24 protein-coding genes are annotated in these 24590 nt (G+C 69.8%); 14 read left to right on the forward strand and 10 right to left on the reverse strand.

All coding sequences use genetic code 11. The features are described from left to right. The first annotated feature begins 120 nt into the window (after positions 1 to 120). Genes DJ021_RS17190 through DJ021_RS17200 form a run of 3 tightly spaced genes read left to right on the forward strand, consistent with a single transcriptional unit; the run spans position 121 to position 4992 of the window. Positions 121 to 1182 carry an efflux RND transporter periplasmic adaptor subunit gene (locus DJ021_RS17190; RefSeq protein ID WP_111458703.1) on the forward strand — a complete coding sequence of 354 codons (1062 nt, stop codon included), beginning with the start codon at positions 121 to 123 and terminating at the stop codon, positions 1180 to 1182. 25 nt (positions 1183 to 1207) lie between these two features. Further along, positions 1208 to 4441, forward strand: coding sequence for an efflux RND transporter permease subunit (locus DJ021_RS17195; protein WP_165837253.1), 3234 nt, complete (start codon positions 1208 to 1210; stop codon positions 4439 to 4441). A 2-nt stretch (positions 4442 to 4443) separates the two neighbouring features. After that, positions 4444 to 4992 (forward strand): GNAT family N-acetyltransferase, encoded by a 549-nt coding sequence (locus DJ021_RS17200; RefSeq protein WP_341538143.1) that lies wholly within the window; start codon positions 4444 to 4446, stop codon positions 4990 to 4992. Here DJ021_RS17200 and DJ021_RS17205 read toward each other — a convergent pair. The 9 genes from DJ021_RS17205 to fabD all read right to left on the reverse strand — a co-directional run bounded on the left by DJ021_RS17205 (position 4989) and on the right by fabD (position 11855). Then, complete coding sequence (locus DJ021_RS17205; protein ID WP_111458705.1) at positions 4989 to 5435, reverse strand: helix-turn-helix domain-containing protein; 447 nt, start codon at positions 5433 to 5435, stop codon at positions 4989 to 4991. The two genes, DJ021_RS17200 and DJ021_RS17205, sit on opposite strands and share 4 nt — an antisense overlap. A gap of 121 nt (positions 5436 to 5556) precedes the next feature. After that, positions 5557 to 5763, reverse strand: coding sequence for a hypothetical protein (locus DJ021_RS17210; protein ID WP_133255053.1), 207 nt, complete (start codon positions 5761 to 5763; stop codon positions 5557 to 5559). Positions 5764 to 5818: 55 nt separating this feature from the next. After that, positions 5819 to 6469, reverse strand: a complete 651-nt coding sequence (gene gmk, locus DJ021_RS17215) for a guanylate kinase (RefSeq protein ID WP_111459159.1) — start codon at positions 6467 to 6469, stop codon at positions 5819 to 5821. A 24-nt stretch (positions 6470 to 6493) separates the two neighbouring features. Beyond that, the gene (locus DJ021_RS17220; RefSeq protein WP_111458707.1) at positions 6494 to 7375 is read right to left on the reverse strand and encodes a YicC/YloC family endoribonuclease; all 882 of its coding nucleotides are present in this window, start codon (positions 7373 to 7375) and stop codon (positions 6494 to 6496) included. Positions 7376 to 7382: 7 nt separating this feature from the next. Beyond that, positions 7383 to 8429, reverse strand: coding sequence for an endolytic transglycosylase MltG (mltG, locus tag DJ021_RS17225; protein WP_424444103.1), 1047 nt, complete (start codon positions 8427 to 8429; stop codon positions 7383 to 7385). Then, on the reverse strand, positions 8426 to 9709 hold the full coding sequence (gene fabF, locus DJ021_RS17230; protein ID WP_111458709.1) for a beta-ketoacyl-ACP synthase II: 1284 nt from the start codon (positions 9707 to 9709) through the stop codon (positions 8426 to 8428). The genes mltG and fabF overlap by 4 nt, the downstream gene beginning before the upstream one ends. Before the next feature lie 84 nt (positions 9710 to 9793). Then, complete coding sequence (locus DJ021_RS17235; RefSeq protein ID WP_012522113.1) at positions 9794 to 10033, reverse strand: acyl carrier protein; 240 nt, start codon at positions 10031 to 10033, stop codon at positions 9794 to 9796. 126 nt (positions 10034 to 10159) lie between these two features. After that, positions 10160 to 10900, reverse strand: coding sequence for a 3-oxoacyl-[acyl-carrier-protein] reductase (gene fabG, locus DJ021_RS17240; RefSeq protein WP_111458710.1), 741 nt, complete (start codon positions 10898 to 10900; stop codon positions 10160 to 10162). Between the two features lie 10 nt (positions 10901 to 10910). After that, positions 10911 to 11855 carry an ACP S-malonyltransferase gene (gene fabD, locus DJ021_RS17245; RefSeq protein ID WP_111458711.1) on the reverse strand — a complete coding sequence of 315 codons (945 nt, stop codon included), beginning with the start codon at positions 11853 to 11855 and terminating at the stop codon, positions 10911 to 10913. Between the two features lie 87 nt (positions 11856 to 11942). Between fabD and DJ021_RS17250 the strand changes: the two genes are divergently transcribed. The 11 genes from DJ021_RS17250 (at position 11943) to rplI (ending at position 23072) form a co-directional block, all read left to right on the forward strand. Further along, on the forward strand, positions 11943 to 13019 hold the full coding sequence (locus DJ021_RS17250; RefSeq protein ID WP_111458712.1) for a zinc-binding dehydrogenase: 1077 nt from the start codon (positions 11943 to 11945) through the stop codon (positions 13017 to 13019). Between the two features lie 617 nt (positions 13020 to 13636). Next, positions 13637 to 14167, forward strand: coding sequence for a DUF4402 domain-containing protein (locus tag DJ021_RS17255; protein ID WP_111458713.1), 531 nt, complete (start codon positions 13637 to 13639; stop codon positions 14165 to 14167). A gap of 79 nt (positions 14168 to 14246) precedes the next feature. Then, positions 14247 to 14744: a DUF4402 domain-containing protein gene (locus tag DJ021_RS17260; RefSeq protein ID WP_207801871.1), complete on the forward strand. Its 498-nt coding sequence runs from the start codon at positions 14247 to 14249 to the stop codon at positions 14742 to 14744. After that, positions 14741 to 15655 (forward strand): fimbrial biogenesis chaperone, encoded by a 915-nt coding sequence (locus tag DJ021_RS17265; protein ID WP_111458715.1) that lies wholly within the window; start codon positions 14741 to 14743, stop codon positions 15653 to 15655. The genes DJ021_RS17260 and DJ021_RS17265 overlap by 4 nt, the downstream gene beginning before the upstream one ends. A gap of 163 nt (positions 15656 to 15818) precedes the next feature. Then, positions 15819 to 18428: a collagen binding domain-containing protein gene (locus tag DJ021_RS17270; protein ID WP_111458716.1), complete on the forward strand. Its 2610-nt coding sequence runs from the start codon at positions 15819 to 15821 to the stop codon at positions 18426 to 18428. Positions 18429 to 18510: 82 nt separating this feature from the next. Continuing rightward, the gene (locus DJ021_RS17275) at positions 18511 to 19467 is read left to right on the forward strand and encodes a DUF4402 domain-containing protein (RefSeq protein WP_165837254.1); all 957 of its coding nucleotides are present in this window, start codon (positions 18511 to 18513) and stop codon (positions 19465 to 19467) included. A 107-nt stretch (positions 19468 to 19574) separates the two neighbouring features. After that, positions 19575 to 20969 (forward strand): calcium-binding protein, encoded by a 1395-nt coding sequence (locus tag DJ021_RS17280; RefSeq protein WP_111458718.1) that lies wholly within the window; start codon positions 19575 to 19577, stop codon positions 20967 to 20969. A gap of 72 nt (positions 20970 to 21041) precedes the next feature. Continuing rightward, positions 21042 to 21602 carry a peroxiredoxin gene (locus tag DJ021_RS17285; RefSeq protein WP_111458719.1) on the forward strand — a complete coding sequence of 187 codons (561 nt, stop codon included), beginning with the start codon at positions 21042 to 21044 and terminating at the stop codon, positions 21600 to 21602. 212 nt (positions 21603 to 21814) lie between these two features. After that, the gene (gene rpsF / locus DJ021_RS17290; RefSeq protein ID WP_111458720.1) at positions 21815 to 22198 is read left to right on the forward strand and encodes a 30S ribosomal protein S6; all 384 of its coding nucleotides are present in this window, start codon (positions 21815 to 21817) and stop codon (positions 22196 to 22198) included. Then, positions 22198 to 22473 carry a 30S ribosomal protein S18 gene (gene rpsR / locus DJ021_RS17295; RefSeq protein ID WP_111458721.1) on the forward strand — a complete coding sequence of 92 codons (276 nt, stop codon included), beginning with the start codon at positions 22198 to 22200 and terminating at the stop codon, positions 22471 to 22473. The genes rpsF and rpsR overlap by 1 nt, the downstream gene beginning before the upstream one ends. A gap of 14 nt (positions 22474 to 22487) precedes the next feature. Then, positions 22488 to 23072 carry a 50S ribosomal protein L9 gene (gene rplI / locus DJ021_RS17300; RefSeq protein WP_111458722.1) on the forward strand — a complete coding sequence of 195 codons (585 nt, stop codon included), beginning with the start codon at positions 22488 to 22490 and terminating at the stop codon, positions 23070 to 23072. A 60-nt stretch (positions 23073 to 23132) separates the two neighbouring features. Here rplI and DJ021_RS17305 read toward each other — a convergent pair whose 3' ends face one another. Further along, a complete protein-coding gene (locus DJ021_RS17305) occupies positions 23133 to 24590 on the reverse strand; it encodes an NAD(P)H-hydrate dehydratase (protein ID WP_279386498.1) in 1458 nt (485 codons plus the stop codon).

Raw genomic sequence — 24590 nt, forward strand, 5'->3', positions numbered from 1 at the left:
CCGCGAATTCATTTGCGCTGACATAACGGTGGCATCAGAAGCCGCGTAGGCGCCTCAGGTGGGTCGCGCGACGGCGGGGGAGGCTGATCGCACGGGCTGGGAGTGCTCGGGGGAGCGGCTATGCGGATCAAATCACAGTATCTTTTCGTCATAGGCATCGCCGGCGTCGTGGCGCTCTACTTCATCGTGCGCGGCCTGTTCGGCGGCGGCCATTCGGACGCCAACGCCAAGCCCATCGCCCCCTCCGGCCCGCCCAGCGTCCAGGTCCAGCTCACCCCCGAGACCGTCCGCGAGTACGAGGTGGTGCTGCGCGGCCGCACCCAGTCGACTCGCACCGTCGTGGTGCGGTCCGAGACCGCCGGCGTGGTCGCCGCGGCCCCGGTGCTGCAGGGCACGGCCGTGGCCAAGGGCGCGGTGCTGTGCCGGCTGGCCGTCGACGCGCGCCAGGCCACCCTCGACCAGGCCAAGGCCACCTTGCGCTCGCGCCAGCTGCAGCAGCAGGCCATGGCCGAACTCGCCCGCAAGGGCTTCCGCTCCCAGACCCAGCTGCTGGAGGGCCAAGCCAGCCTCGATGTCGCCCAGGCCGCGGTGCGCCAGTCCGAGATCGCCCTCAACCAGATGAACATCCGCGCGCCGTTCACCGGCGTCTTCGACCGCCGCGACGCCGAGATCGGGACCTACCTGTCGCCCGGCCAGCCCTGCGGGACGATGATCGAGCTCAATCCCCTGCTGGTGGTCGGCGACGTGCCCGAGACCGAGGCCGCGCGGCTGCACGTCGGCGCGCCGGCCACGGCCCGGCTGGTGTCCGGCCAGACGATCAACGGCCGCATCCGCTACGTCGCTCGGGACGCCGACCCGCAGACCCGCACCTATCACCTGGAGATCACCGCCGCGAACCCGCGCATGGACGTCCGCTCGGGCCTCTCCGCCGACGTGCGCGTGGTGGCCGGCGCGGGGCCCGCGCACCTGGTGCCGGTGTCCGCCCTGGTGCTGGACGCCGCCGGCCGCCAGGGCGTGCGCTACGTGCAGGCCGACGACCGCGTGGCCTTCGCGCCCGTCGCGGTCATGGAGGAGACGCCGCAAGGCGCCTGGGTGACCGGCCTGCGCGGCGCCCTGCGCATCATCACCGTCGGCCAGTCCTATGTGGCCGAGGGTCAGAAGGTTCGCGTCGGCGCGGCCTGAGGCCCGCCGACCCTGGAGACGGATCATGATCGGCGCCCTGATCGACGGAGCCATCAAACGGCGCAAGGTCGTCCTTGGCGTCACCATCATCGCGGCGCTGTTCGGCCTGTTCGCCTACCTGAGCATGCCGCGGGAAGCCGACCCCGACATCCCCTTCCCGTTCGTGGCCGTGGTGGTGCCGTTCCCGGGCGTCAGCCCCGAGGACGCCGAGCGCCTGCTGATCAAGCCGCTGGAACTGCAACTCCAGACCCTGGAAGGGCTGAAGGAGATGAACGCGGTGGCGCGCGAGAACGTGGCCATCGTCCAGCTGGAGTTCGAGCCGAACTTCAAGAAGGACAAGGTGCTGGCCGACGTCCGCGCCAAGGTCGACCTGGCCCGCGCCCGCTTTCCGCCCGACGCCGAGCAGCCGATCATCGAAGAGGCCAACACCTCCGAGAACCCGGTGATCGGCATCGCGCTGCACGGCGTGGCGCCGGAGCGTGAGCTGTTCCAGGTGACCCGCGACCTGCGCGACCGGCTGCTGACCATCCCCGGCGTGCTGGACGCCATCGTCAACGGCGCCCGCGACGAGATGCTGGAGGTCACCGTCGATCCCCTGCGGATGGAGGCCTACAACGTCACGGTCAACGACCTGGCGGGCGTCATCGGCCGCAACAACCAGCTGGTGCCGGCCGGCGACCTGCAGTCGGGCGCCGGCAAGTTCGCCGTCAAGGTGCCGGGCGTGGTGGCCAACCCCGCCGACATCCTGTCGCTGCCGATCAAGAAGGCCGGCGACAAGCTGGTCACCATCGGCGACATCGGCGACGTCCGGCGGACCTTCAAGGAGCCGGCCTCGATCACCCGCTACAACGGCGAGCAGGCCTTCACCCTGGAGGTGCAGAAGCGCAGCGGGGCCAACGTGCTCGCCACCACCGCCCAGGTGCGCGCCATGGTCGCCGCCGAGAGCGCGCATTGGCCCAAGACGATCAGCGTCGACTACACCTACGACAACTCCGAGTTCATCGGCCGCACGCTGATCGTGCTGGAGTCCGGCCTGATCACCGCCACCCTGCTGGTGATGATGATCGTGGTCGGCAGCCTGGGCATCCGCCAGGGGCTGATGGTCGGCGCGGCGATCCCGGTCTGCTTCCTGCTGGCCTTCCTGATGCTCAACGCCCGCGGCGTCACCCTCAACCAGATGGTGATGTTCGGCCTGGTGCTGGCGGTCGGCATCCTGGTCGACGGCGGCATCGTGGTGGTCGAGTACGCCGACCGGAAGATGGCCGAGGGCCTGCCCAAGGAGGAGGCCTTCGCCGCCGCCGGCAAGCGGATGTTCTGGCCGGTGGTCAACGGCACCCTCACCACGCTCTGCGCCTTCGTGCCGTTCATGTTCTGGAACTCGATCGCCGGGAAGTTCATGAGCTTCCTGCCGCTGACCCTGTTCTTCGTACTGGGCGCCTCGATCTTCGTGGCCCTGATCTTCACCCCGGCGGTGGGGTCGCTGTTCGGGCGCAAGGCCGCCATCGACGCCGCGCACCTGGCCGAGATCGAGAAGTCCGAGCACGGCGACCCGCGCGAGATGACCGGCTTCATGGGCTGGTACGCGCGCCTGATCTCCCGGCTCGGCCTGCACCCGTTCGCGACCATCGCCGCGGCCCTGGCCATCGTGGTCGGCATCTTCATGTGGTTCGGCAAGACGCCCCACGAGACCCAGTTCTTCCTCAAGGAAGATCCCGAGTTCGTCGCGGTCTACGTCAAGGCGCGGGGCAACCTGTCCCCCACCGCCGACGACGCCCTGGTGGCCTCGGTGGAGCGGCGGCTGGTGGACATCAAGGGGGTGAAGTCCCTCTACGTCCGCTCCGGTCCCTTGAGCGCCGGCGGCAACCAGGGCGGCCCGCCCAACGACACCATCGGCCGCATCCAGGTGGAGTTCGAGAACTACGAAGGCCGCCACGCGCTTGGCCTGCGCGGCGAGGACATCGCCAAGGTGGTCCGCCAGCGGGTGGCCAATATCCCCGGCCTGCAGATCGAGGTCCGCGAGCCGCAGGGCGGGCCGCCGACCGGCAAGGACGTCCAGGTGGAGTTCCGCAGCCGCGACCCGGTCGCCCTGGGCCGCGCCGCCGACATCATGAAGGCCAAGCTGGCCGCCGATCCGGGCCTCAAGGACCTGGAGGACAACCGCACCTCGCCCGGCATCGAATGGAACCTGACCGTCGACCGCGAGGCGGCCGGCCGCTACGGCGTCGACGTGCTCTCGGTGGGCCAAGCCATCCAGTTCGTCACCGGCGGGGTGCTGGCCGGCCGCTTCCGGCCCGACGATTCCGACAACGAGCTAGACATCCGCGTCCGCTTCCCGCCGGAAGCCCGCAACATCGCCGCCTTCGACGCCCTGAAGGTCTCCACGGCCCAGGGGCCGGTGCCGGCCAGCTACTTCGTCCGCCGCGTGCCGGCCCAGCAGGTGACCTCCATCCAGCGCCGGGATTCCCAGCGGGTGGTGATCGTCCAGGCCAACACCCTGCCCGGCGTCGCCGCCAACCAGAAGCTCGCCGCGCTCAAGCCCTGGCTGGAGAAGGCCGGCATCGACCCGTCGGTGCGCTGGAAATTCCGGGGCGCCGACGAGGAGAACAAGAAGGCGCAGACCTTCTTCATGGTCGCCATGTCGGTCTCGCTGTTCATGATGGGCGTGATCCTGCTCTGGCAGTTCAACAGCTTCTACGGCGTCCTGGTGACGCTCTCGGCCGTCGCCCTCTCCACCGTCGGCGTGCTGCTGGGCATCCAGCTGAACATCGCCCACACCTTCGACTACGTGTCGGTGATCATGCTGGGTACCGGCGTGGTGGCGCTGGCCGGCGTGGTCGTGGGCCACAACATCGTGCTGGTGGACACCTTCTACCAGCTGCGGCGGCAGGGCTTCGAAGCCGACGACGCCTCGGTCCGCGCCGCAGCCCAGCGGTTCCGCCCGGTGATGCTGACCACGGTAGTGACCGTGGTGGGCCTGCTGCCGCTGATGTTCCAGATCCACCCGAACTTCCACGTCGGCCAGCTGGAGTACAAGGCGCCGGGCTCGGAGTGGTGGGTGCAGCTCTCCGGCGCGGTGGTCTGGGGCCTGTCGTTCGCGACCCTTCTGACCCTGGTGCTGACGCCGGTCCTGCTCGCCGCCCCGAAGGTGGTCTCCGTCCGCTTCGGCCGCATGTGGGGCGGGAGCCAGCGGACGCTGGCCGGTCGGCCGCAACCGCAGCCTGAGCCGGCCTATCCCGAGCTGCCCAAGGCCGCCGAGTAGCCGTGAGCGGCCTGTCGCACCGGCTGGCTCGCCTGGAGGACGTCCCGGCGCTGGAACCGCTGATGGCGGCGTCCATCTCCGAGCTGCAGCGCGGCTTCCTCAGCCCGGCGCAGATCGAGGCCAGCCGCACGATCATGGGCCTCGACCGCCAGCTGATCGCCGACGGGACCTATTTCGTGGTCGACGCCGAGGAGCGGATCGCCGGCTGCGGCGGCTGGAGCCGGCGCGCCACCCTCTATGGCGGCGACCACACGCCCGGGCGCGACGCCGCCCTGCTCGACCCGGCGACCGAGGCTGCGCGGGTGCGGGCCATGTACACCCATCCGGAATTCGCCCGGCGTGGGGTCGGGCGCCTGATCCTGCAGCTGTGCGAGACCGCGGCCGCAGCCGAGGGCTTCACCCGCCTGGAGCTGATGGCCACCCTCGCCGGCCGCGAACTCTACGCCCGCCACGGGTTCGTGGCCCTGGAGGCCATCGAGGACTCCCGCGGCGGGGCCGCGGTGCCGTTGATCCGCATGGGCAAGCCGATCGCCGTCCGGAGCCTGCGCTAGCCAGCGGCCCGGGCTTCGTCCCCCAGCACGCCCACAAGCTCCAGGATCTGCCGGCGGATTTTCCGAGCCTTGATCTTCGGGAAGGTGGCGGCGAGTTCCAGTCCTTCGGGCATCAGCATGAAATCGGCGGCCGCCGGCAGGCCGTTGGAGTCCGGATCCTCCGCGCCTTGATAGAAATAGCCGATCGGCACCGTCAGGGCCGAGGCGATGGCCCAGAGCTTCGAGGCGCTCACGCGGTTGGAGGCGCGCTCGTACTTCTGGATCTGCTGGAAGGTGAGGCCGAGCCGTTCGGCCAATTGCTCCTGGGTGATCCTCAGCTCCTTACGGCGCATTCGAATCTGCACGCCGACGTGGACGTCGATGGGATGCGGGCCCCCGGCTCCGGAATTGTCCACTACGGCTGCTGCCCGATGGCTTGAGGTGTCGAAAGTGGTCTGGCGCATAGGCGCTCCCTGCTCGTGAGAGCGCGCCTTGTCTCACCCCGACCAAGACAGAGCCAATCGATTGAATTTGGCATTTGCATAGAGACAGCCGATGGAAAAGCCGCTTCGGTCCGGGCGCTCGCTAGATTGCGGCGCCGAGCCGGAACTCGGCCATGGAGACCGTCGTCTCAAGCTTGGCCTCGTCGCGCGTCCAGGCGTGCACCTGGTGACAGACCGGGCAACGGAAGGCGTGGCCGCCTGTGAAGGCGCCCAGGAGCGGATCGTTGCTGCGGTGGCCGGTGGGAACCGAACCACCGGTCTGGGAGCAGGTCGTCATGATGCGAGGCATGTGACCTTAACTCTTTGAAGATACTTTGGTTCCGGCGGCCGGAAATCCGCCTGCCCTAGCCCAGCTTTTCGCCCAGCAAGCCCTCGACGAAGGGGCTGAGCCAGCCCTGACGGTCCCGCTTCAGACGCTCGGCGTGGTAGATGTGCGCCAGGTCGGCATAGGCCTGGTCGTAGTCCACGTTGACGATCGCATAGTCGTAGACCCGCCACTGGGCGATCTCGTCATAGGCGCGGCGCAGCCGGCCCTCGATCACCGGCACGCTGTCCTGGGCCCGCGCATAGAGCCGGCGCGACAGCTCGTGCATGGACGGCGGCAGGATGAACACCCGCACGCTGTCTTCCGGGGCGTTCTCGGCGATCGACTTGGCGCCCTGCCAGTCGATGTCGAACAGCACGTCCTTGCCGGCCTCCAGCGCCGCCATCACCGGCGTGCGCGGGGTGCCGTAGCGGTGGTCGTGGACATGCGCCCACTCCAGCAGCTCGCCCCGCTCCACCATGTCGTCGAACTCGGCGTCAGAGACGAAGTAGTACTCCCGGGCGTGCTCCTCGCCGGGCCGCGGGGGCCGGGTGGTCGCCGAGATCGACAGGGTCAGGTCGGCGTGGTCGGCCACCAGCCGTCGCGACAGCGAGGTCTTGCCCGCGCCGGAGGGACTGGAGACCAGCAGCAGCAGGCCGCGGCGTCTGCGATGTTCGAGGTGGGCGTTCACGCGTACCAGCTCCACACTTCCGGCCTACTCCACATTCTGGACCTGCTCGCGGAACTGCTCGATCACCGCTTTGAGGTCCAGCCCCACCGTGGTCAAGGCGGCGATGGCGGATTTCGAACACAAGGTGTTGGCCTCGCGCATGAACTCCTGGGTCAGGAAGTCCAGTCGGCGGCCCACCGCGCCGTCGCCGGAGAACAACCCGCGGGCGGCGGCCACATGGCCGGTCAGGCGGTCCAGCTCCTCGCGCACGTCGGCCTTGGTGGCCAGGGCGGCGGCTTCCAGCAGCACGCGATCGGCGTCGACCGCCTCGCCCGCCAGTTCGGCCATGCGCCGCTCGAATCGTTCCTTGATGGCGGCCGGCTGGGCGGCGGCATGGCCCTGGGCCTGGCCGACCAGCTCGGCGATGCGCTCGACGAGCCCGCCGAGCACGCCGTCCAGCGCCAGGCCCTCCTCGCGTCGCGCCGCGGCCAGCGCGTCCAGGGCCGCGGCGATCGAGGCGCCCATGGCGGCTTCGAGCGCGGCCAGGGCGTCAGGGTCGTCCACTCCGTCGGCGGCCTCGATGACGCCACGCAGGCTCAACAGCCCGTCCAGCCGCGGCGGCGCGGCCATGCCGGTGGCCACATAGGGCGCGCCGGCCTGGAGGTAGCGCTCCAGCTGCTCGGTGTTGATGCGCACCGACCCGGCGCCCTCGGTGCGCTTGGCCTGCAGGCCGACGTTCAGCTGGCCGCGCTGGAAACGGGCCTGCGCGCCCTCGCGGGCGACGCGCTCCAGGCCCTCGAAACCCGGAGGCCCGCGGAAACGGACCTCGAGATTGCGCCCGTTCACCGAGCGCGCCTCCACGGCCCAGCTCCAGGCGCCGGCGGCGCCCTCGGCGCGGCCGAAGCCGGTCATGCCGGACAGGCTCATGCTCCACTCACTTTCCGCTCTCCGCCGCCGCATGCTGGCGCTCGACCGCCCGCCAGCGCGCGACGTTCTTCTCATGCTCGGCGAAGGTCGAGGAGAACACGTGCCCGCCGCCGCCGTCGGCGACGAAGAACAGCTCCGTGGTCTTCGGCGGATTGAGCACCGCGGCCAGCGACGCCCGCCCCGGGTTGGCGATCGGCGTCGGCGGCAGGCCGGCGACCAGATAGGTGTTGTAGGGCGTCAAGGTGGTCAGCTCCGCGCGGCTGATCCCCCGCCCGAGCGGCCGTCCCTTGGAGACGCCGTAGATGATCGTCGGGTCGCTCTCCAGCCGCATGCCGGCGCGCAGGCGGTTGATGTAGACCGCCGCGATCCGCGGCCGCTCGGCCGGCAGGGCGGTCTCCTTCTCGACGATGGATGCCAGGGCGACCGCCTCCTCGGGGGTACGGAACGGCAGGTCGGGCTGGCGGCTGGCCCAGAGCTCGGCCAGCACCTTGTCCTGCGCCGCCGTCATCCGCCGCAGCACCGCGGCGCGGGCCTCGCCGCGTTCCACCTGATAGCTGTCGGGCAGGATCGCGCCTTCGGGCGGCGCTTCGGCCTGGCCGGTCAGCACCGGCGAGCGGGCCACGGCGTCGGCCGCCATCTCGCTGGTCCAGCCTTCCGGAACCGTGATCAGGTGACGGACCACCCGGCCGGCGCGGATGTCGCCGAGGATGCGGGCCATGGAGGCGTGGCTCGGCACGTCGTACTCGCCGGCCTTCAGCGAACGTCCGGCTCCGGAGAGCTTGGCGGCGGCGATGAACAGGCTGGACGAGCGGATCACCCCGGCCTTGGCGAGGTCCCGGGCGATCTGCGCCACGCCGGAGCCATGCTCCAGGATGACGGTGGTCGCGGGTCCCTGCCGGGCCGCCGGGCCGGGGCCCGAGTAGGTCCAGACCACCCAGCCCGACGCCGCGATCACGACGATCAGGGCCGCCAGCACGGCCTTTCCCGCCATCCGCAAGGGATGCGGACCCCGTCGGACGGGCGCGCGTCGGCGCGGGCGGCGCTTACGGCTCACGCGACCTTCTTGAACACCACGGAGGCGTTGGTGCCGCCGAACCCGAAGGAGTTCGACATGGCGATGTTGATCTCCCGCGGACGGGCCTTGTTGGGCGCCAGGTCGATGGGCGTCTCCACCGAGGGGTTGTCCAGGTTGATGGTCGGCGGCGCGATCTGGTCGCGGATCGCCAGACAGGTGAAGGCCGCCTCGATGGCGCCGGCCGCGCCCAGCAGGTGGCCGGTGGCCGACTTGGTCGAGCTCATGGTCACCGTGGAGGCCGCGTTGCCGAGCAGGCGTTGGACCGCGTTCAGCTCGATCTCGTCGCCGAGCGGCGTCGAGGTGCCGTGGGCGTTGATGTAGTCGATGTCCGACGGCGTGATCCCGGCGTCCTTGATCGCCGCCTTCATCGCCCGGAAGCCGCCGTCGCCGTCCTCGGCCGGGGCGGTGATGTGATAGGCGTCGCCCGCGAGGCCATAGCCGGCCACCTCGGCGTAGATCTTCGCGCCGCGGGCCTTGGCGTGCTCGTATTCCTCGAGCACCAGGATGCCGGCGCCCTCGCCCATGACGAAGCCGTCGCGGTCCTTGTCGTAAGGGCGGCTGGCGCGCTGCGGCTCATCGTTGAAGCCGGTGGACATGGCGCGGCAGGCGATGAAGCCGGCGATGCCCAGCGGCACCACCGAGGCCTCGGCCCCGCCGGCGACCATCACGTCCGCGTCGCCGTACTTGATCAGCCGCGCCGCGTCGCCGATCGCGTGGGCGCCGGTGGCGCAGGCGGTGACCACGGAATGGTTGGGGCCCTTGAAGCCGTGGCGGATCGACACCTGACCGCTGGCCAGGTTGATCAGGCTGGCGGGGATGAAGAAGGGCGAGATGCGGCGCGGGCCCTTCTCGTGCAGCTCGATGGCGGTTTCGGCGATGGTGCCGAGGCCGCCGATGCCGGAGCCGATCATCACGCCGGTGCGCTCGCGGCCCTCGTCGTCCTGCGGCGCCCAGCCCGAATCGCGCACGGCCTCGTCGGCCGCGGCGATCGCATAGAGGATGAAGTCGTCGACACGCCGCCGGTCCTTCGGCGACAGGGTCTTGTCGGGGTCGTAGGAGCCCTCGATGTCCGGGCCGCCGCCGCCGCGGCCGTCGACGCGGGGCACCTCGCAGGCCACCCGGCAGGCGTAGTCGGTGGCGTCGAAGGCGGTGATCGGGCCTGCGCCCGACTTGCCGGCCAGGATCGCCTGCCAGCTGAGTTCCGTGCCCTGCCCCAGCGGGGTGAGCAGACCGATGCCGGTGACGACGACTCGACGCATGGCGATCCTCAAACGAAGACCGCCGCGGCCGAGGGCTGGACCCTCAGCGACGCGGCGGCCGGAAAGCTGGGCGAAATCAGGGCCTTAGGCGCCCAGGCGCTCCTGGATGAACTTCACCGCGTCGCCGACCGTCTGGATATGCTCGGCCGCGTCGTCGGGGATTTCGATGTCGAATTCTTCCTCGAACGCCATCACCAGCTCGACGTTGTCGAGACTGTCGGCGCCCAGGTCGTCGATGAAGCTGGCCTTTTCAGTGACCTTCTCCGGATCGGCGTCGAGGTGTTCGATGACGATCTTACGGACGCGTTCTAGGACGTCGGACATTAGGTAGGTCCCTCAAGGCTTAGTCAGGCTTTTGCATCGGCGACACGGACGGTGAAGTCAACTGTCGCCGGGGGTGATGGGTGGTTCGGGCCGCCGGGTAGCATGTTCCTCCCGGGGTGGCGAGCGTCAGATCATCGCCATGCCGCCGTTCACATGCAGCGTCTGGCCGGTGACGTAGGCGGCCTCCTGACTGGCGAGATAGACGCAGGCTGCGGCGATGTCGCCGCCCGCGCCCAGGCGTCCGGCGGGGATGGTCGACAGGATATGGCTCTTCTGCTGCTCGTTCAGGGCGTCGGTCATCGGGCTTTCGATGAAGCCCGGCGCCACGCAGTTGACGGTGATCCCGCGGGTGGCGACTTCCTGGGCCAGCGCCTTGGAGAAGCCGATCATCCCGGCCTTCGAGGCGGCGTAGTTCGCCTGCCCCGGATTGCCCATCACCCCGACGATCGAGGTGATTCCGATGATCCGGCCCGAGCGGCGGCGCATCATCCCCTTGATGGCGGCGCGGGACAGCCGGAAATAGCTCTCCAGGTTGACCTTGAGGACCGTGTCCCAGTCGTCGTCCTTCATCCGCAGCAGCAGGCCGTCCTTGGTGATGCCGGCGTTGGCCACCAGGATGTCCAGCGGCTGGCCGGCGGCGGCTTCCGCTGCGTCCACCAGGCCATCCACCGCATCCGGATCGGAGAGGTTGGCCGGGACGGCGGAGGTGCGCTCGCCCAGCGTCTGGGCCAGGTCCTGCAGCACCGCCTCGCGGGTGCCGGACAGCACCACGTGCGCGCCCTGGGCGTGCAGGGCGCGGGCGATCTCGGCGCCGATGCCGCCGGTGGCCCCGGTGACGAGGGCGGTCTTGCCGGTGAGGTCGAACATGCGGGGCTCTCTACAGGGACTTGGCGAAGGCTTCGAGGTCGGCGGGGGTGTTCAGCGGCGTGGCCTCGGCGTCCGGCGCGATCCGCTTGGCCATGCCCGACAGCACCTTGCCGGCCCCGGCCTCGGCGAAGCGGGTCACTCCGCCCTGCTCCACCAGCCACAGCATGCTCTCACGCCAGCGGACCCGGCCGGTGACCTGCTCCACCAGCAGGCGGCGGATCTCCTCGGGATCGTGGGTCGGCCGGGCGGTGACGTTGGCCACCAGCGGCGCGCGCGGCGCGAGGATCGTGGCCTCGGCGAGCGCCCGGGCCATCTCGTCGGCGGCCGGCTGCATCAGCGGGCAGTGGAAGGGCGCGGAGACGTTCAGCGGAATGGCGCGGGCGCCCAGCGCCTTGGCCTTCTCGATGGCGGCGTCGACGGCGGCCTTTTCGCCGGAGATCACCACGTTGCCCTGGTTGTTGTCGTTGGCGACGACGCAGACGCCGATCTTGGCGCCCTCCGCGGCGGCTTCTTCGGCCAGGGCGACGTCGGTCTTCGGGCCGATCAGCGAGGCCATGGCGCCCGCCCCCACCGGCACGGCGCGCTGCATGGCCTGGCCGCGCAGCTTCAGGAGCCGGGCGGTGTCGGCCACGCTGATGGCGCCGGCCGCGGCCAGGGCCGAATATTCCCCGAGGCTGTGGCCGGCCACGAAGGCCGCCTTCTCCACCCCGACGCCGAACTCCCGCTCGAGCGTGCGCATCACCGCCAGGCTGACGGCCATCAGCGCCGGCTGGGCGTTCTCGGTCAGGGTCAGCTGATCCTCCGGCCCCTCGCGCATCAGCCGCGACAGGTGCTGGCCGAGCGCATCGTCGACTTCCTGCAGCACCTCGCGCGCGGAGGCGAACGCCTCGGCGAGATCGGCGCCCATGCCGATCGCCTGGCTGCCCTGGCCGGGGAAGAGGAAGGCTAGGCTCATCACGGCGCTCCGCGCTCTATCGATTCCGAGCGGCGAGGGTTAGGGGATAAGAAAAGCCCCGGCAAGGCGGGGGCGAAGGAGGCGCCGATGCGCGCAGTGGTCCGACGCAACAAGCAGCTGGTGTGCGACGAAATCGCCGAGCTGACTCCGGGCCCCGGCCAGGTGCTGGTCCGCACCCTCGCCTGCGGGATCTGCGGCTCCGACCTGCACGCCCTGCACCACATGGAGCACATGGTGGAGCTCAGCCGGCGGGCCGGGGCGGGCCTGGACTTCGACCCCACCGCCGACACCGTCTTCGGCCACGAATTCTGCGCCGAGGTGCTGGACTACGGCCCCGGGAGCGAGCGGCGGCTGAAGCCCGGCGCGCGGGTGGTCAGCATTCCCGCCACCCTGACCGCCACCGGCGTGGAACTGCTGGGCTACTCCAACCGCCTGCCCGGCGGGTTCGCCGAGCGCATGCTGCTGAGCGAAGCCCTGCTGCTGGAAACGCCGAACGGCCTGCCGACCGAGGCCGCGGCGCTGACCGAACCGTTCGCCGTCGGCGCGCACGCCGTCGCCATGGCCCGCCTGGACGCCGACTCGGCGAGCCTGGTGGTGGGCTGCGGCCCGGTCGGGCTGGCGGTGGTCGCCGCCCTGAAGGCGGCGGGCCACGGCCCGGTGATCGCCGCCGACTTCTCGCCCCGGCGCCGCGCGGCGGCCGAGCGGCTGGGGGCCGACATCGTGGTCGATCCCGCCCTGGAGTCGCCGCACGACCGCTGGGAGGCGCTCGGCGTGCCGAGAACCCGCGCGGCGCAGAACATGATCCGCATGATGGGCGGACGCTTCGGCCGACCCGTAGTGTTCGAATGCGTCGGCGCGCCGGGCGTCCTGCAGGGGCTGATCGAGGCGGCGCCGGCCGGGGCGCAGATCGTCGTCGCCGGGGTCTGCATGGAAAGCGACCGGATCGAGCCGTCGATCGCCATCACCAAGGAGATCGAGCTGACCTTCATCTTCGGCTACACGCCCGACGAGTTCGCCGCGACCCTGCGCCAGCTGGCGGAAGGCGTGATCGACGTCTCCGGCCTGGTCACCGGGACGGTGGGCCTGGACGGCGTGGCCGGCGCCTTCCGGGACCTCGCCGATCCGGAAGCGCACGTGAAGATCCTGGTCCGACCCGCCGACTGATTCGGCTTCGCCGCGCAATGCGCGCGCCGCGTGCAATTTTCGGCAGACCTTCAACCTATACGGTTTTCACTTCCGAAATTGCGAATACCTCTTCGCGATTACATGACCTGACGCGGCCAGGCCCGTACCGCGTTATGCGACGCGAGCCGCAGATCGGCGGCCGCCGTCGTGCCAATACGGCACAAGTTCGCCCGTCGCGGGCTTGAAGCGTCGTTGCGCCGCAATCGAAATCGAGACGTTTCCCCTCGGAAACCCCGTATTCTCGGGAGCCTGGGACCTCAAGGCGGTTGAATTCACCGCTGGCACGGAGCTTGCGCTGCCGTCCAGGTCTAGGACGTCTTGAAGATCGCCCCACCGATCTGAATAGGCGACCTGAAACACTTATAAGTAGATTGGTCACTCCCCCAATATGGGTATTCCCAATTGTCCTCAACCTTGACAGTGAGATACCCAGGTTCTAGATGGCCCAATCGATCATCGGTCACAGCAGAGATTACGCAACCATAAGTCCTCATGGGGTAAAAAATACCCCAAATGCGCGACTTTAAGATGCTATTCAAGTCTATGCCAAGATCAAGTGCAAGCTTACATTGAATCAACTCTCGCCAGGGGCGAACATGAACATCCTCCGGAACATCCTGATCGGCGCCGTGAGCGCCGCCGCCGTGGCCGCCATCGCGACCTCGGCCTCCGCCCAGACCAGCACCGGCACCGGCGCCAGCGCTGACCTGACCGTCTCGGCCAAGCTGATCACCCCGCTGACCATCTCCGGCGTCACCGGCATCGACTTCGGCACGGCTGTGACGCCCTCCGGCGGCAGCAAGACGATCATCATGAGCCCGACGGGCGCCCGGTCCGGTACGGCCACCCTGCTGGCCAGCGCGGCCGGCAGCGCCGGCGCCTTCACGATCGGCGGCGAGCTGGGCCAGGTGTTCACGACCACCGTCACCCCGACGGTTCCCGACGGCTTCACCCTGGTCCCGGCGCTGGCCGGGGACACCAACTGCACCTTCGCCTCGGGCCTTCCGACGACCATCACGACCGGCACGTCCTGCAGCGTCGGCGTGGGCGGGACCCTGACGGTCCCGACCGGCTTCCACGGAACCGTGGCCGACTCCAAGCTGTCGATCACCATCGCCTACAACTAGTCACGTTGCTGACGACGCAGGTGAGCGCCGGGAAACCGGCGCTCACCCTTGCGCAACCTGTTACAGCTAAGCCATGGCCATGACCCGAGCGCCCGCCTACATCATCGCGTCGGTCGTCGCCCTGGCGTTCGGAGCCCAGGCGTTCGCCGCGGCGCGCGCGGACCTTCCGGTCCAGGCGACGATCGTCGAGAGCGCCGGCATCGACATCGTCAGCCCGCTGCTTCTGCCGAGCGTCACCACCAGCGTGGCCGGCCAGACGGCCGGACGGGCCGGCTCCACCTCGAGCTCGAGCGGCCCGGGCAACGCCACATTAACCATTCACGGACAGTCTGGCGACGCTGTGTCGATGGCCGTTCCTGAGAGCTTCAGGGTCGTCCGCAGCGGGGGGACTGAAGCCTTGACGGTGAACACCAGCACAAACGCCGGCCTCAACGACAATGGGGTCGTCCTCGGAACCGTGATGAACGGCGACACCATGAGCGTGAACGTCGGCGGGGCCGTCAACCTGGCCTCCGCCGACCGCCTCGTTCCGGGGCCCTACGCAGGGCTGCTGGTTGTCGTGGTTCAATACAATTGACCCGCGCCGTCCTCGCGGCCGCCGCCGCCCTCCTCGCGGCCTTCGCGGCCGCCCAGGCCACGGCCCAGCCCGCAGCGCCCGCGCCGGTGACCACCGTGACCACGGTCGGCGCCAACCTCAACATCTCGCCCAAGCGGGTGACGTTCGACCGCTCGCGGCGCTCGGCGACCGTCTACATCTATAACCAGGGCTCCGCGCCGGCGACGTTCGACATCGCCCTCGTCGACCGGGCCATGCTGCCGGACGGCCAGATCGTGACGGTCGAGGACGCCGCCGCCAAACCCGACTCCAAGACGGTGGCCGACCAGGTGAAGTCCGCCAAGGCGATGCTGCAGGTCTCCCCCCGCCGCGCCACGCTCGCGCCCGGCCAGGGCCAGACCATTCGGCTGCGGGTCGCCAGCGTGCCGGACGGCGCCAGCGGCGAGTACCGCAGCCATCTGACGATCACCACCATCCCGCCCGCCGACGTCGGCCTGACCGCCGAGCAGGCCGCGGCGGGACAGCCCAACGAACTGCGTTTCCAAATCAACTCCGTCTTCGGCCTCAGCATCCCGGCCATCGTCCGCATGGGCGACCTGGACGTGCGCGCGGGCATCGAAAACGCCCGCGTCGAGTACGCCGACGTCTCGCTCGACGGCAAATCGCCGCCGCGCCGCACCGCGATCATGGTCTTCGACCTCGTGCGCCAGGGGAGCAACTCGCTGTTCGGCAACATCGAGATCCGGCCGGTTGGCCAGCGGCGCGGCGATCCGATCGGGGTCGCACGCGGCGTCGGCGTCTACACCGAGATCGCCCGCCGGACGGTGCGCGTGCCGCTGAGCAGCGCGCCGCCGGCCGGAACCAAGCTGGAGATAACGTTCACCGACGACGACACGTCTCCGGGCAAGCTGCTTGCGAAACAAGCGCCGTAGGTGGTTCGCGTGGTCAGTAACCGCGGCGCTTGCCCTTCTTTGTCTATCTCCTAGCGCGGCCGCTGAGGCCGCCGCTGCGGCTTCGGCCGCGCACGCGACCCCTGCGGCAACCATCGCCGCCGCCCCTAGCGAAATCGACCCGGCCAACCTGCTGCTGTTCTCCGTGGAGCTGGACGGCCTCACGCTGACCGACAGCCTTACGGCCTACGGCGCGCCCGCCGACCCCCTCCTGCCGATCGGCGAACTCACACGGCTGCTGGAACTCGACGTCGACGTCTCCCCCGCCGAACGCCGCATCGTCGGCCGTCTCGGCGAATCCCGCCGCGCCCTGCTGGTCGACCTCGCCTCCGGCGCCGCCCGCGACGGCCCGCGCACGGTCCAGCTCGGCCCCGGCGACGTGGTGGTGAGCCCCAGCGAAATCTATATGCGGGCCTCCGCCGTCCAGAAGCTGTTCCCGCTGAAATTCGACGTCGATCCCGAGGCGCTCAGCATCAAGCTCACGGCCACGGAGCTGCTGCCGATCCAGGGGCGGCTCGAGCGGATGGCGCACCGGCGCGACCCCTCGCAGGACCTGCAGAGCCGCGACCAGTCGCTATCGGTGGCGACGCCGTACCGGCTGTTCTCCTGGCCGGCCTTCGACGTGAACCTTGGGGTCGGCGCCGGGACGACCTCGCCGCGGGAACCGCTGCGATATGACATCCGCGCCGGCGGCGACCTCCTCTACTCAGGTTTCGAGGGCTACCTGGGCTCCGACGAACGCGGCCAGCCGGCCACCGCGCGGCTGCTCTTCGAGCGCCGGTCCCTGGAAGGCCACCTGCTCGGCCCCCTCCACGCGCGCACGGTCAGCGTCGGGGACGTCTTCACGCCCGCCCTGTCGCTGGGACCGCGCAGCCTGGGCGGACCCGGGATCGCCTTCTCCACCGTGCCGCTCGACCAGGCCAACGTCTTCAACCGCATCGACCTGCGCGGCGAGTTGCCGATCGGCTACGACGTGGAGCTCTACGTCAACGATGTGCTGCGAAGCGGTCAGAACACCCCGACCAAGGGCCGCTACGAGTTCCTGAACGTGCCACTGACCTCCGGGGTCAATGTCGTGCGGATCGTCACCTACGGGCCGCACGGCGAGCGCAACGAGGACGTCCGCGTCGTCAACGTCGGCGCAGGCCTGCTGCAACGCGGCGAGGCCACCTTCGCGTTCGGCGCGGTCCAGCAGGACGACTCCCTGATCAGCTTTCCGACGCCGGCCGGCGACACCACCACCACGACCCCGGGCAAGGGCCGGATGCGGATCGTGGGGACCGCCAACTACGGCCTGACGCAATTCCTGACGATGTCCCTCGGGGCGGCTCTCGTGCCCACGACGGCCACGGCCTCGCGGCAGATCTACACCCTCGGCGCGCGCACCTCGCTTTTCGGGTTCGCCAGCAACCTCGACCTGGCGCAGGACAGCCGCGGCGGCACGGCTGCGTCGCTCGGCCTGGCCGGCCAGGTGTTCGGATCCTCGGTGGTCCTGCGCCACGCCGAGTACCGCGGCGGCTTCATCGACGAGAACGGCGCCGGCGTCGACCTCACCCGGCCGCTGTCCAACCGCAGCGAAATCTCCCTCGACAGCAACGTCAAGCTGGGCGGCCAGGTGGTGCCGGTGTCCCTGCACGGCCTGCACGACGTCTATGCGGACGGCGGCAGCGACTATATCGCCTCCGCCCGGGGCTCGGCGACCGCGGTCGACATCCTGTTCTCGGCGGGCCTGGAGTACGCCAGGACCAATCCGGTGCTCGGCTCCAGCACGCAGACCCTCAGCGGCTATTTCGCGGGCTCCACCTTCCGCAGCTACAAGTGGCAGCTCCGCTCGACCATCGACTTTGACATTCTTCCGGATCTGAAGGCTCGCTCCCTGGCCATCACCGCCGACCGGGACATCTCCAAGGTGGCCTCGCTGCGACTGGGCGTCGGCGAGGCGCTGGACGACTTCAAGAGCTTCAACCTGACCGCCAGCAGCACCTTCAAGCTGCGCTACGGGGACCTGGCCCTGACCGCCGACTACAACAACGCCGACCGGAGCTGGGAAACCGGCGTGCAGCTCAACTTCGGCCTCAGCTACGATCCCTCCCGGGGCGGCTACGGCGTGACGCGGCCGGGTCCCGGATCGGGCGGCAGCGTCCTGTTCGAGGCCTTCCTGGACCGCAACGGCAACGGCATCTTCGACGCCGGCGACGAGCCGGTGCCCAACGTCACCGTCGAGGGCGGCGACAAGCATGCGGTGACCGGTAAGGACGGTCGCGTCTTCATCACCGGCCTGGGCGCAGGCCCCACCGCCCGCCTGCTCGTCGGGCTGGAGAACGTCGAGAACACCTCGGTGCAGGCCCCGCCCGGCACGATCCAGTTCACGCCGCACGCCGGCAGCTTCACCATCATTCGCTATCCCATGCGCCCCACCGGCGAAATCATGGTGAAGGTCTCGCTGCGGCGTCCGGACGGAGCCCTTGTTGGGCTTTCGGCGGTGCAGGTGCGGATGGTCGGCGACAAGGCCCAGGTCGTCGAGGCCAAGACGGAGTTCGACGGCTCGGCCAATTTCCAGAGCCTGCCCGCCGGGACCTATCACCTGGAGCTCGACCCCGATCAGGCCGCCCGGCTCCGCATGAGCCTGGTCAAGCCCGTCACCGTCACCATCAAGGGCGACGGCGAGTTCCTTCCCGACGCCGAAGCGGAAGTGAAATTCCAGCCGCGACCCGAGGAGAAGCCCCAAGACTCCGCATCATTGGAAGTTAAGTGATTTCGGTGTAACGAGACTCATGAAGGCAAGTAAGTCTCAGGTGAGATCGGGGCTCCCAAGTATATTTCAACCGCTTGGTGTGTTGTTCGCCCTGCTCGCGGCGATTGCATTCGCGCCGGCCGCGCAGGCCCAGAGCTATAGCGTCGGCAACGCCAGCCTCGGGACGATCGCTGCGGCCGCCAGCGGCGACACCAGCTTCAGCTTCAATTCGGCTAGCGGCGCGGTGACGAAGAACAGCGGCGCCGGCGCCCGGGTGTCGGCCGGAACCGCCCGCGCCAGCGTCACCATCACCTGTTCGGTGGCCTACTGCGACAAGGGCAATACGGTCGTAACGGTGGGATCGGTCGGATCGCCGAGCGGGCGCGCCAAGGCGCTGTCGGCCTTCAATGTCACCATGGGCGCAGGCGCCGTGCTGGCGAGCGGGCCGACGGGCAGCAATCCCGTCACCTTCACGCTCAAGCCGATCGGCAAGAGCGCGGCCGCCACGGTCTACATCGGCGCCAGCCTCTCGATCGCCGGCGACGAGACGACCCTGGCGACGGGTTCCGCCGCCTCCGGCTTCTATCTCGCGACCACCGACTCCAAGGGCGCCAGTTCGTCGAGCACAAGCGGGTCGGCGACGGCCACGGTCTTCCGGCGGCTTTCCATCGCCAAGGGCTCGGACCTGGCGTTCGGCCGCATCGTCAAGCCTGCGACGGGAACCGGGGGCGTCGTGAGCGTGACGACCGCGGGGGCGCGGGTCGCCTCCGGCGGCGCGATCCTGCTGAGCTCCACGTTCTCGCGCGCTGCCTACACCGTCACCGGCGAAGGCGGTCAGACCCTCGCGGTGACCGTGCCGTCCAGCTTCACCATGTCGAACGGGACCAACGCCCTGAGCGTGACCACCAGCAACACCGCGATCGGCATCACCGGCCTGACGGGCAGCCTCGGCGCCGCCGGGACCTACAGCTTCTACGTGGGCGGCTCGATCCCGATCGCGCCCGCGACGCCCACGGGGGCCTACGCCGGGACCTTCGCCGTGACAGTGGCTTACAACTGAGACGCGGCGCCGTTCTTGCGGCGCAGCCGACAAATTCAGCGTGCCGGGCGCCTAGGTTGTTCCCACGGGGATCAAGCTGTACCAGACCGGCACATGGGGACTGACGAATGCCGACGCTCACCTTCGACACGACGCCCGCCGGCCTCTTCGCCAGCTACGGCGAATCCCAGTTCACGTTGACGACGCAGCAGGCGACTGACCTGCACCTGACGGACGTCCTGTGGAACGGCGGCCTGACGTCGCCGCAGGGGACCGGCGGATACCTCATCAACGAATACAGCCAGGACACGGTCGTCCTGAAATACAGCGGCACGACGACGTTCGGGGTCCTTTCGCTGGACGTGAACGGCTACCGGAACGCCGGCTTCGACGCCAACAACAACGTCATTCCCGGCTCATCGACGGTGAGCTTCAACTTTACCGGCGTGCGGGCCGACTACACCGAGGTGCACTTCACCTTCACGACCGATGCGGTCGACGGCTTCCAGCAGGTGGTCTTGCCGACCGACTTCGCCACCGGTCTCACCGCCCTCACCTGGACGACGACCAACCCGGTGGAAGCCTGGGGCGCGTTCGACAACGTGTCGCTCGTGGTCGACACCACGCAGGCGCCGCCGCCGGTGACGCCGCCCCCGGTCACGCCGCCGCCCGTCAACCACGCCCCCGTCGCCGTGCAGGACGTCGCGGCGGCCACGGTCCACGGCACGGTGCTGATCAATGTCCTCGGCAACGACACCGATGCGGACGGCGACACGCTTGGCATCGCCGGCTTCGGGCCCAGCGCGTCGGCGATCAGCGCGAGCCTGAGCGCCAAGAGCGCGCTCGGCGCGACCATCAGCTTCCAGAGCGGGCAACTGCTGTACACCGCCAACGCCGTCAGCTTCGACGCCGTGGCTCCCGGCCACAGCGTCACCGACACCTTCTACTACACCGTGACCGACGCGGCCGGCGCCACGAGCACGGCGTCCGTGACGGTGACGGTCAGCAGCCCGCCCCCGCCTCCCGCGCCGCCGCCGTCGGCCACCGGCCCGGACATCGTCGGCGGCAATCATCCGCAGGTCCTCAACGGCACGGCGCTGGGCGAGCAGATCTTCGGCGGCAACAGCTCGGACGTCCTGATGGGCAACGGCGGGGCCGACACCCTGCACGGCAATAACGGCGCGGACCTGCTCTACGGCGGAGCCGGCAACGACCTGCTGCTGGGCGACAACGGCTCCGACCTGCTGGACGGCGGCGCCGGCAACGACACGCTGACCGGCGGAAACAGCCCCGACGCCTTCGTGTTCAGCCAGCACTTCGGGCTCGACACGATCACCGACTTCGACAGCAAGAACGAAGTCATCACCATGAGCCGCTCGACCTTCTCGTCGTTCAACGACCTGAAGGCCCACGCCGTGCAGAGCGGCGCCAACGTGGTGATCACCCACGACGCCGACGAAGTCCTGACCCTGCTGAACGTGAAGCTGTCGGCGCTCAACTCCGGCGACTTCCTGTTCGTCTAGGCAAGCCGCACCTTCGCCAGGCGACACCGGCCCCTGGCTGCGTATAGACTGCCGGAAACAGGGGAGACCGCCATGAACCGCCTCGTCGCCATCCTTGCCGCCGGCGTCGCGCTGACCGCAGCGCCCGCCTGGGCGGACCTGCAGCCCGGAGCCAAGGCCCCCGAGTTCACGGCCCCCGCCTACCTCGCCGGCCAGCCCTTCACCTACAAGCTCTCCGACGCCCTGAAGAAGGGCCCGGTGGTGGTCTATTTCTTCCCGTCGGCGCATACCAAGGGCTGCAACCTCGAGGCCCACCTGTTCTCCGAGGCCATCGACCAGTTCAAGGCCGAGAAGGCCTCGGTGATCGGCGTCACCGCCGGCAAGGTCGACGAGCTCGCCGACTTCTCCAAGGAGACCGAGCACTGCGGCGGCAAGTTCCCGGTGGCCGCCGATCCCGGCGCCAAGATCGCCAGGCAGTACGACGCGCCCCTGAAGATCGCCGGCGTCACCATCCCGAAGGACCTGTCGGCGCGGACGTCCTACGTGGTCGCTCCCGACGGCAAGATCCTCGCGGCCTACACGAACATGGACCCCTCGGAGCACGTCAACCAGACGCTGGGGGCCGTGAAGGCCTGGCGGGCCAGCCACAAGTAGGCGGCGGGCCACACGTCGCCGGGACGACCGCGGGGCTGAAAAACCTTGCTCGGCGGGCGGATTTCCCTTATTTGCCCGCCTCTTCACGGAAGACGGTCTCACGCGGAACGCGAATGGGCCGGGAAACCCCCGGTCGCCGCGCTTGAGAGCCATCGTATCCGGCGGACCTTCCGCCGCCGGACGCGCCGTCTCCCAACTGGAAGAAGGAACCTATGGCGCTCTACGAACACGTAGTCATCTCGCGGCAGGATATCTCGCCGCAACAGGCCGAAGCCCTCAACGACACCCTCAAGGGTCTGATCGAAACCGGCGGCGGATCCGTCGCCAAGATCGAGTACTGGGGCCTGCGCAACCTGACCTACCGGATCAAGAAGAACCGCAAGGGTCACTATTCCCTGCTCGCCATCGACGCGCCCGCCGACGCGGTGAAGGAGATGGAACGCCAGCTGTCGATCAACGAAGACGTGCTGCGCTACCTGACCGTCCGCGTCGAAGAGCTGGACCTCGAGCTTTCCCCGATCCTCGCCCGCCGCGATCGCGACCGCGAACGCGAACCGCGCCGGGATGATTTCGCTCCGAAGGAAGGGGGCTTCTGATGACCGACGAAACCGCAACCGCTCCCGCCGCGGGAGCCGCCGCGGGCGGCCAACGCCGTCCGTTCTTCCGTCGCCGCAAGGTGTGCCCGTTCTCCGGCGCCAACGCCCCGAAGATCGACTACAAGGACGTCAAGCTCCTGCAGCGCTACGTTTCCGAGCGCGGCAAGATCGTGCCGTCGCGCATCACCGCGGTGTCGGCGAAGAAGCAGCGTGAACTGGCCAAGGCCATCAAGCGCGCCCGCTTCCTCGCCCTCCTCCCCTACGTCGTGAAGTAAGGGAGACTGAGCACATGAAAGTCATTCTGCTCGAACGCGTGGAAGGCTGGGGTGGCCTCGGCGACGTCGTCAACGTCAAGGACGGCTACGCCCGCAACTACCTGCTGCCGCGCTCCAAGGCGCTGCGTGCGAACTCGGCGAACCTGAAGGTCTTCGAAGGCCAGCGCGCCGAGATCGAAGCCCGCAACGCCCGCGCCAAGGCCGAGGCCGGCAAGGCCGGCGAAGGCCTGGACGGCACGTCCTACATCCTGATCCGTCAGGCCGGCGAGAGCGGTCAGCTCTACGGCTCGGTGGCGGGACGCGACGTGTCTGACGCGGTCACCGCGGCCGGCGGCAAGGTGGAACGCGCGATGGTCGTGCTCGACAAGCCGATCAAGACGCTCGGCCTGCACGAGGTGAAGATCCGTCTGCACCCCGAGGTCACCGTCACCGTCACGCTCAACATCGCCCGCAGCCAGGACGAAGCCGAGCGCCAGGCGCGCGGCGAGAACGTGATCAACTCGCAATTCGAGGAAGACCGGATCGCCGACGAACAGGCGGTCGCCGACCTCCTCGAAGGTGGCGCGGGCTCGATCGAAGGCAATTACGTCGAGGCGTAAGCCCTGGCGAAATCGCTGGACTGAATCGCGGCGCGGGAGCTTCTCCCGCGCCGTTTTTCGTCAGCGCTCGTCGTAGAGCCGGCGCAGCACCGCCGGCGCCAGGCCCGGCAGGTCCTCGGCGATCAGGCCCGGGCCGTGCAGGTCGGCCGCCTCGGCGTGGATCCAGGCCGCCGCGCAGGCCGCCTCGAAGCTCTCCATGCCCTGCGCCACCAGGCCGCCGATGAAACCGGCCAGCACGTCGCCGGAGCCGGCGGTGGCGAGCCACGGCGAGCCGTTGACGTTGACCGCCGTGCGGCCGTCCGGCGCCGCCACCACCGTGTCCGGCCCCTTCAGCAGCACCACCGCATCGGCCCGCTCGGCGGCGCGCCGGGCCGCGGTGATCCGCTCCGGCGCGGAGGCCAGCAGGCCCGGGAACAGCCGCTCGAACTCGCCGGGATGCGGGGTGAGCACGTCGTCGCGGTCGAGCACCGAGAACAGCTCTTCCGGATCGTCGCGGAACACGGTGATGGCGTCGGCGTCCAGCACCAGCGCCGCGCCCGTGCGGGCCAGCGCCAGGACGTTGAGCAGGGTGGTCTCGGTGACGCCCGCCGCCGGCCCGATCACCGCCACGTCCACATCGGCGGCGGCCTGCTCCAGCTCCAGGTCGGTCTCGAAGGCGCGCAGCATCACCGCCTCCAGGTGGGCGGCGTTCACCGCCAGCGCGTCGGGCGGCGACAGCACGGTCACCAGTCCGGCCCCGATCCGCAGGCCCGCTCGCGCGGACAGCCGCGCCGCACCGGTGCTCCACGCCTCGCCGCTCACCACGATCAGCCGCCCGCGGGCATGCTTGTGCGACGTCGCGGACGGCCAGGGGAAGCGGCTGAGCCACAGCTCCGGCCCGTTCTCCACCAACCGCGAGCTGGTGGCGCCCAGGCCGATGTCGGCGACGACGATCTCGCCGCAGCGGCCGCGGCCGGGCTCGAGCACATGGGCGGGCTTCTTGGCGTGGAAGGTGACGGTGAGTCCGGCGCAGACGCTGGCGCCCCGCGCCAAGCCCGTGTCCCCCGGCAGCCCGCTCGGCACGTCGACGGCCACCACCCGCTCCGGCCGCTCGGCCATGCGCAGGGCCGCCGCAGCCGCCTCCCCGTCCAGCGGCCGCGAGAGGCCGGCGCCGAACAGCGCGTCGATCCACAGCACCGGCTCCAGGCGGCCTGCCAGCGGCGCGGTCGGGCCGGTCCAGCGGGCCCGTGCGGCCCTGGCGTCATCGGTCGCCGGCTCGCGCAGGGCGCGGACCTCCACCGGCCAGCCCCGGCCGGCCAGGACGCGGGCGATCACATAGCCGTCGCCCCCGTTGTTGCCCGGACCGCACAGCACCAGGGCCGGCTGCGGCCGGAACCGCGCGCAGATCGCGTCGGCCACAGCCGTCCCGGCCCGCTCCATCAGCTCCACGCCGGAGGTCCCAGCGGCGATGGCGGCCGCATCGGCCGCGGCCATCTCCGCCACGGTGAGGATCTGGCGCGGCCCCCCGGCCTGTTCCAC

It is taken from the genome of Phenylobacterium hankyongense, from assembly GCF_003254505.1.
In the GTDB taxonomy this organism is placed as follows: domain Bacteria; phylum Pseudomonadota; class Alphaproteobacteria; order Caulobacterales; family Caulobacteraceae; genus Phenylobacterium; species Phenylobacterium hankyongense.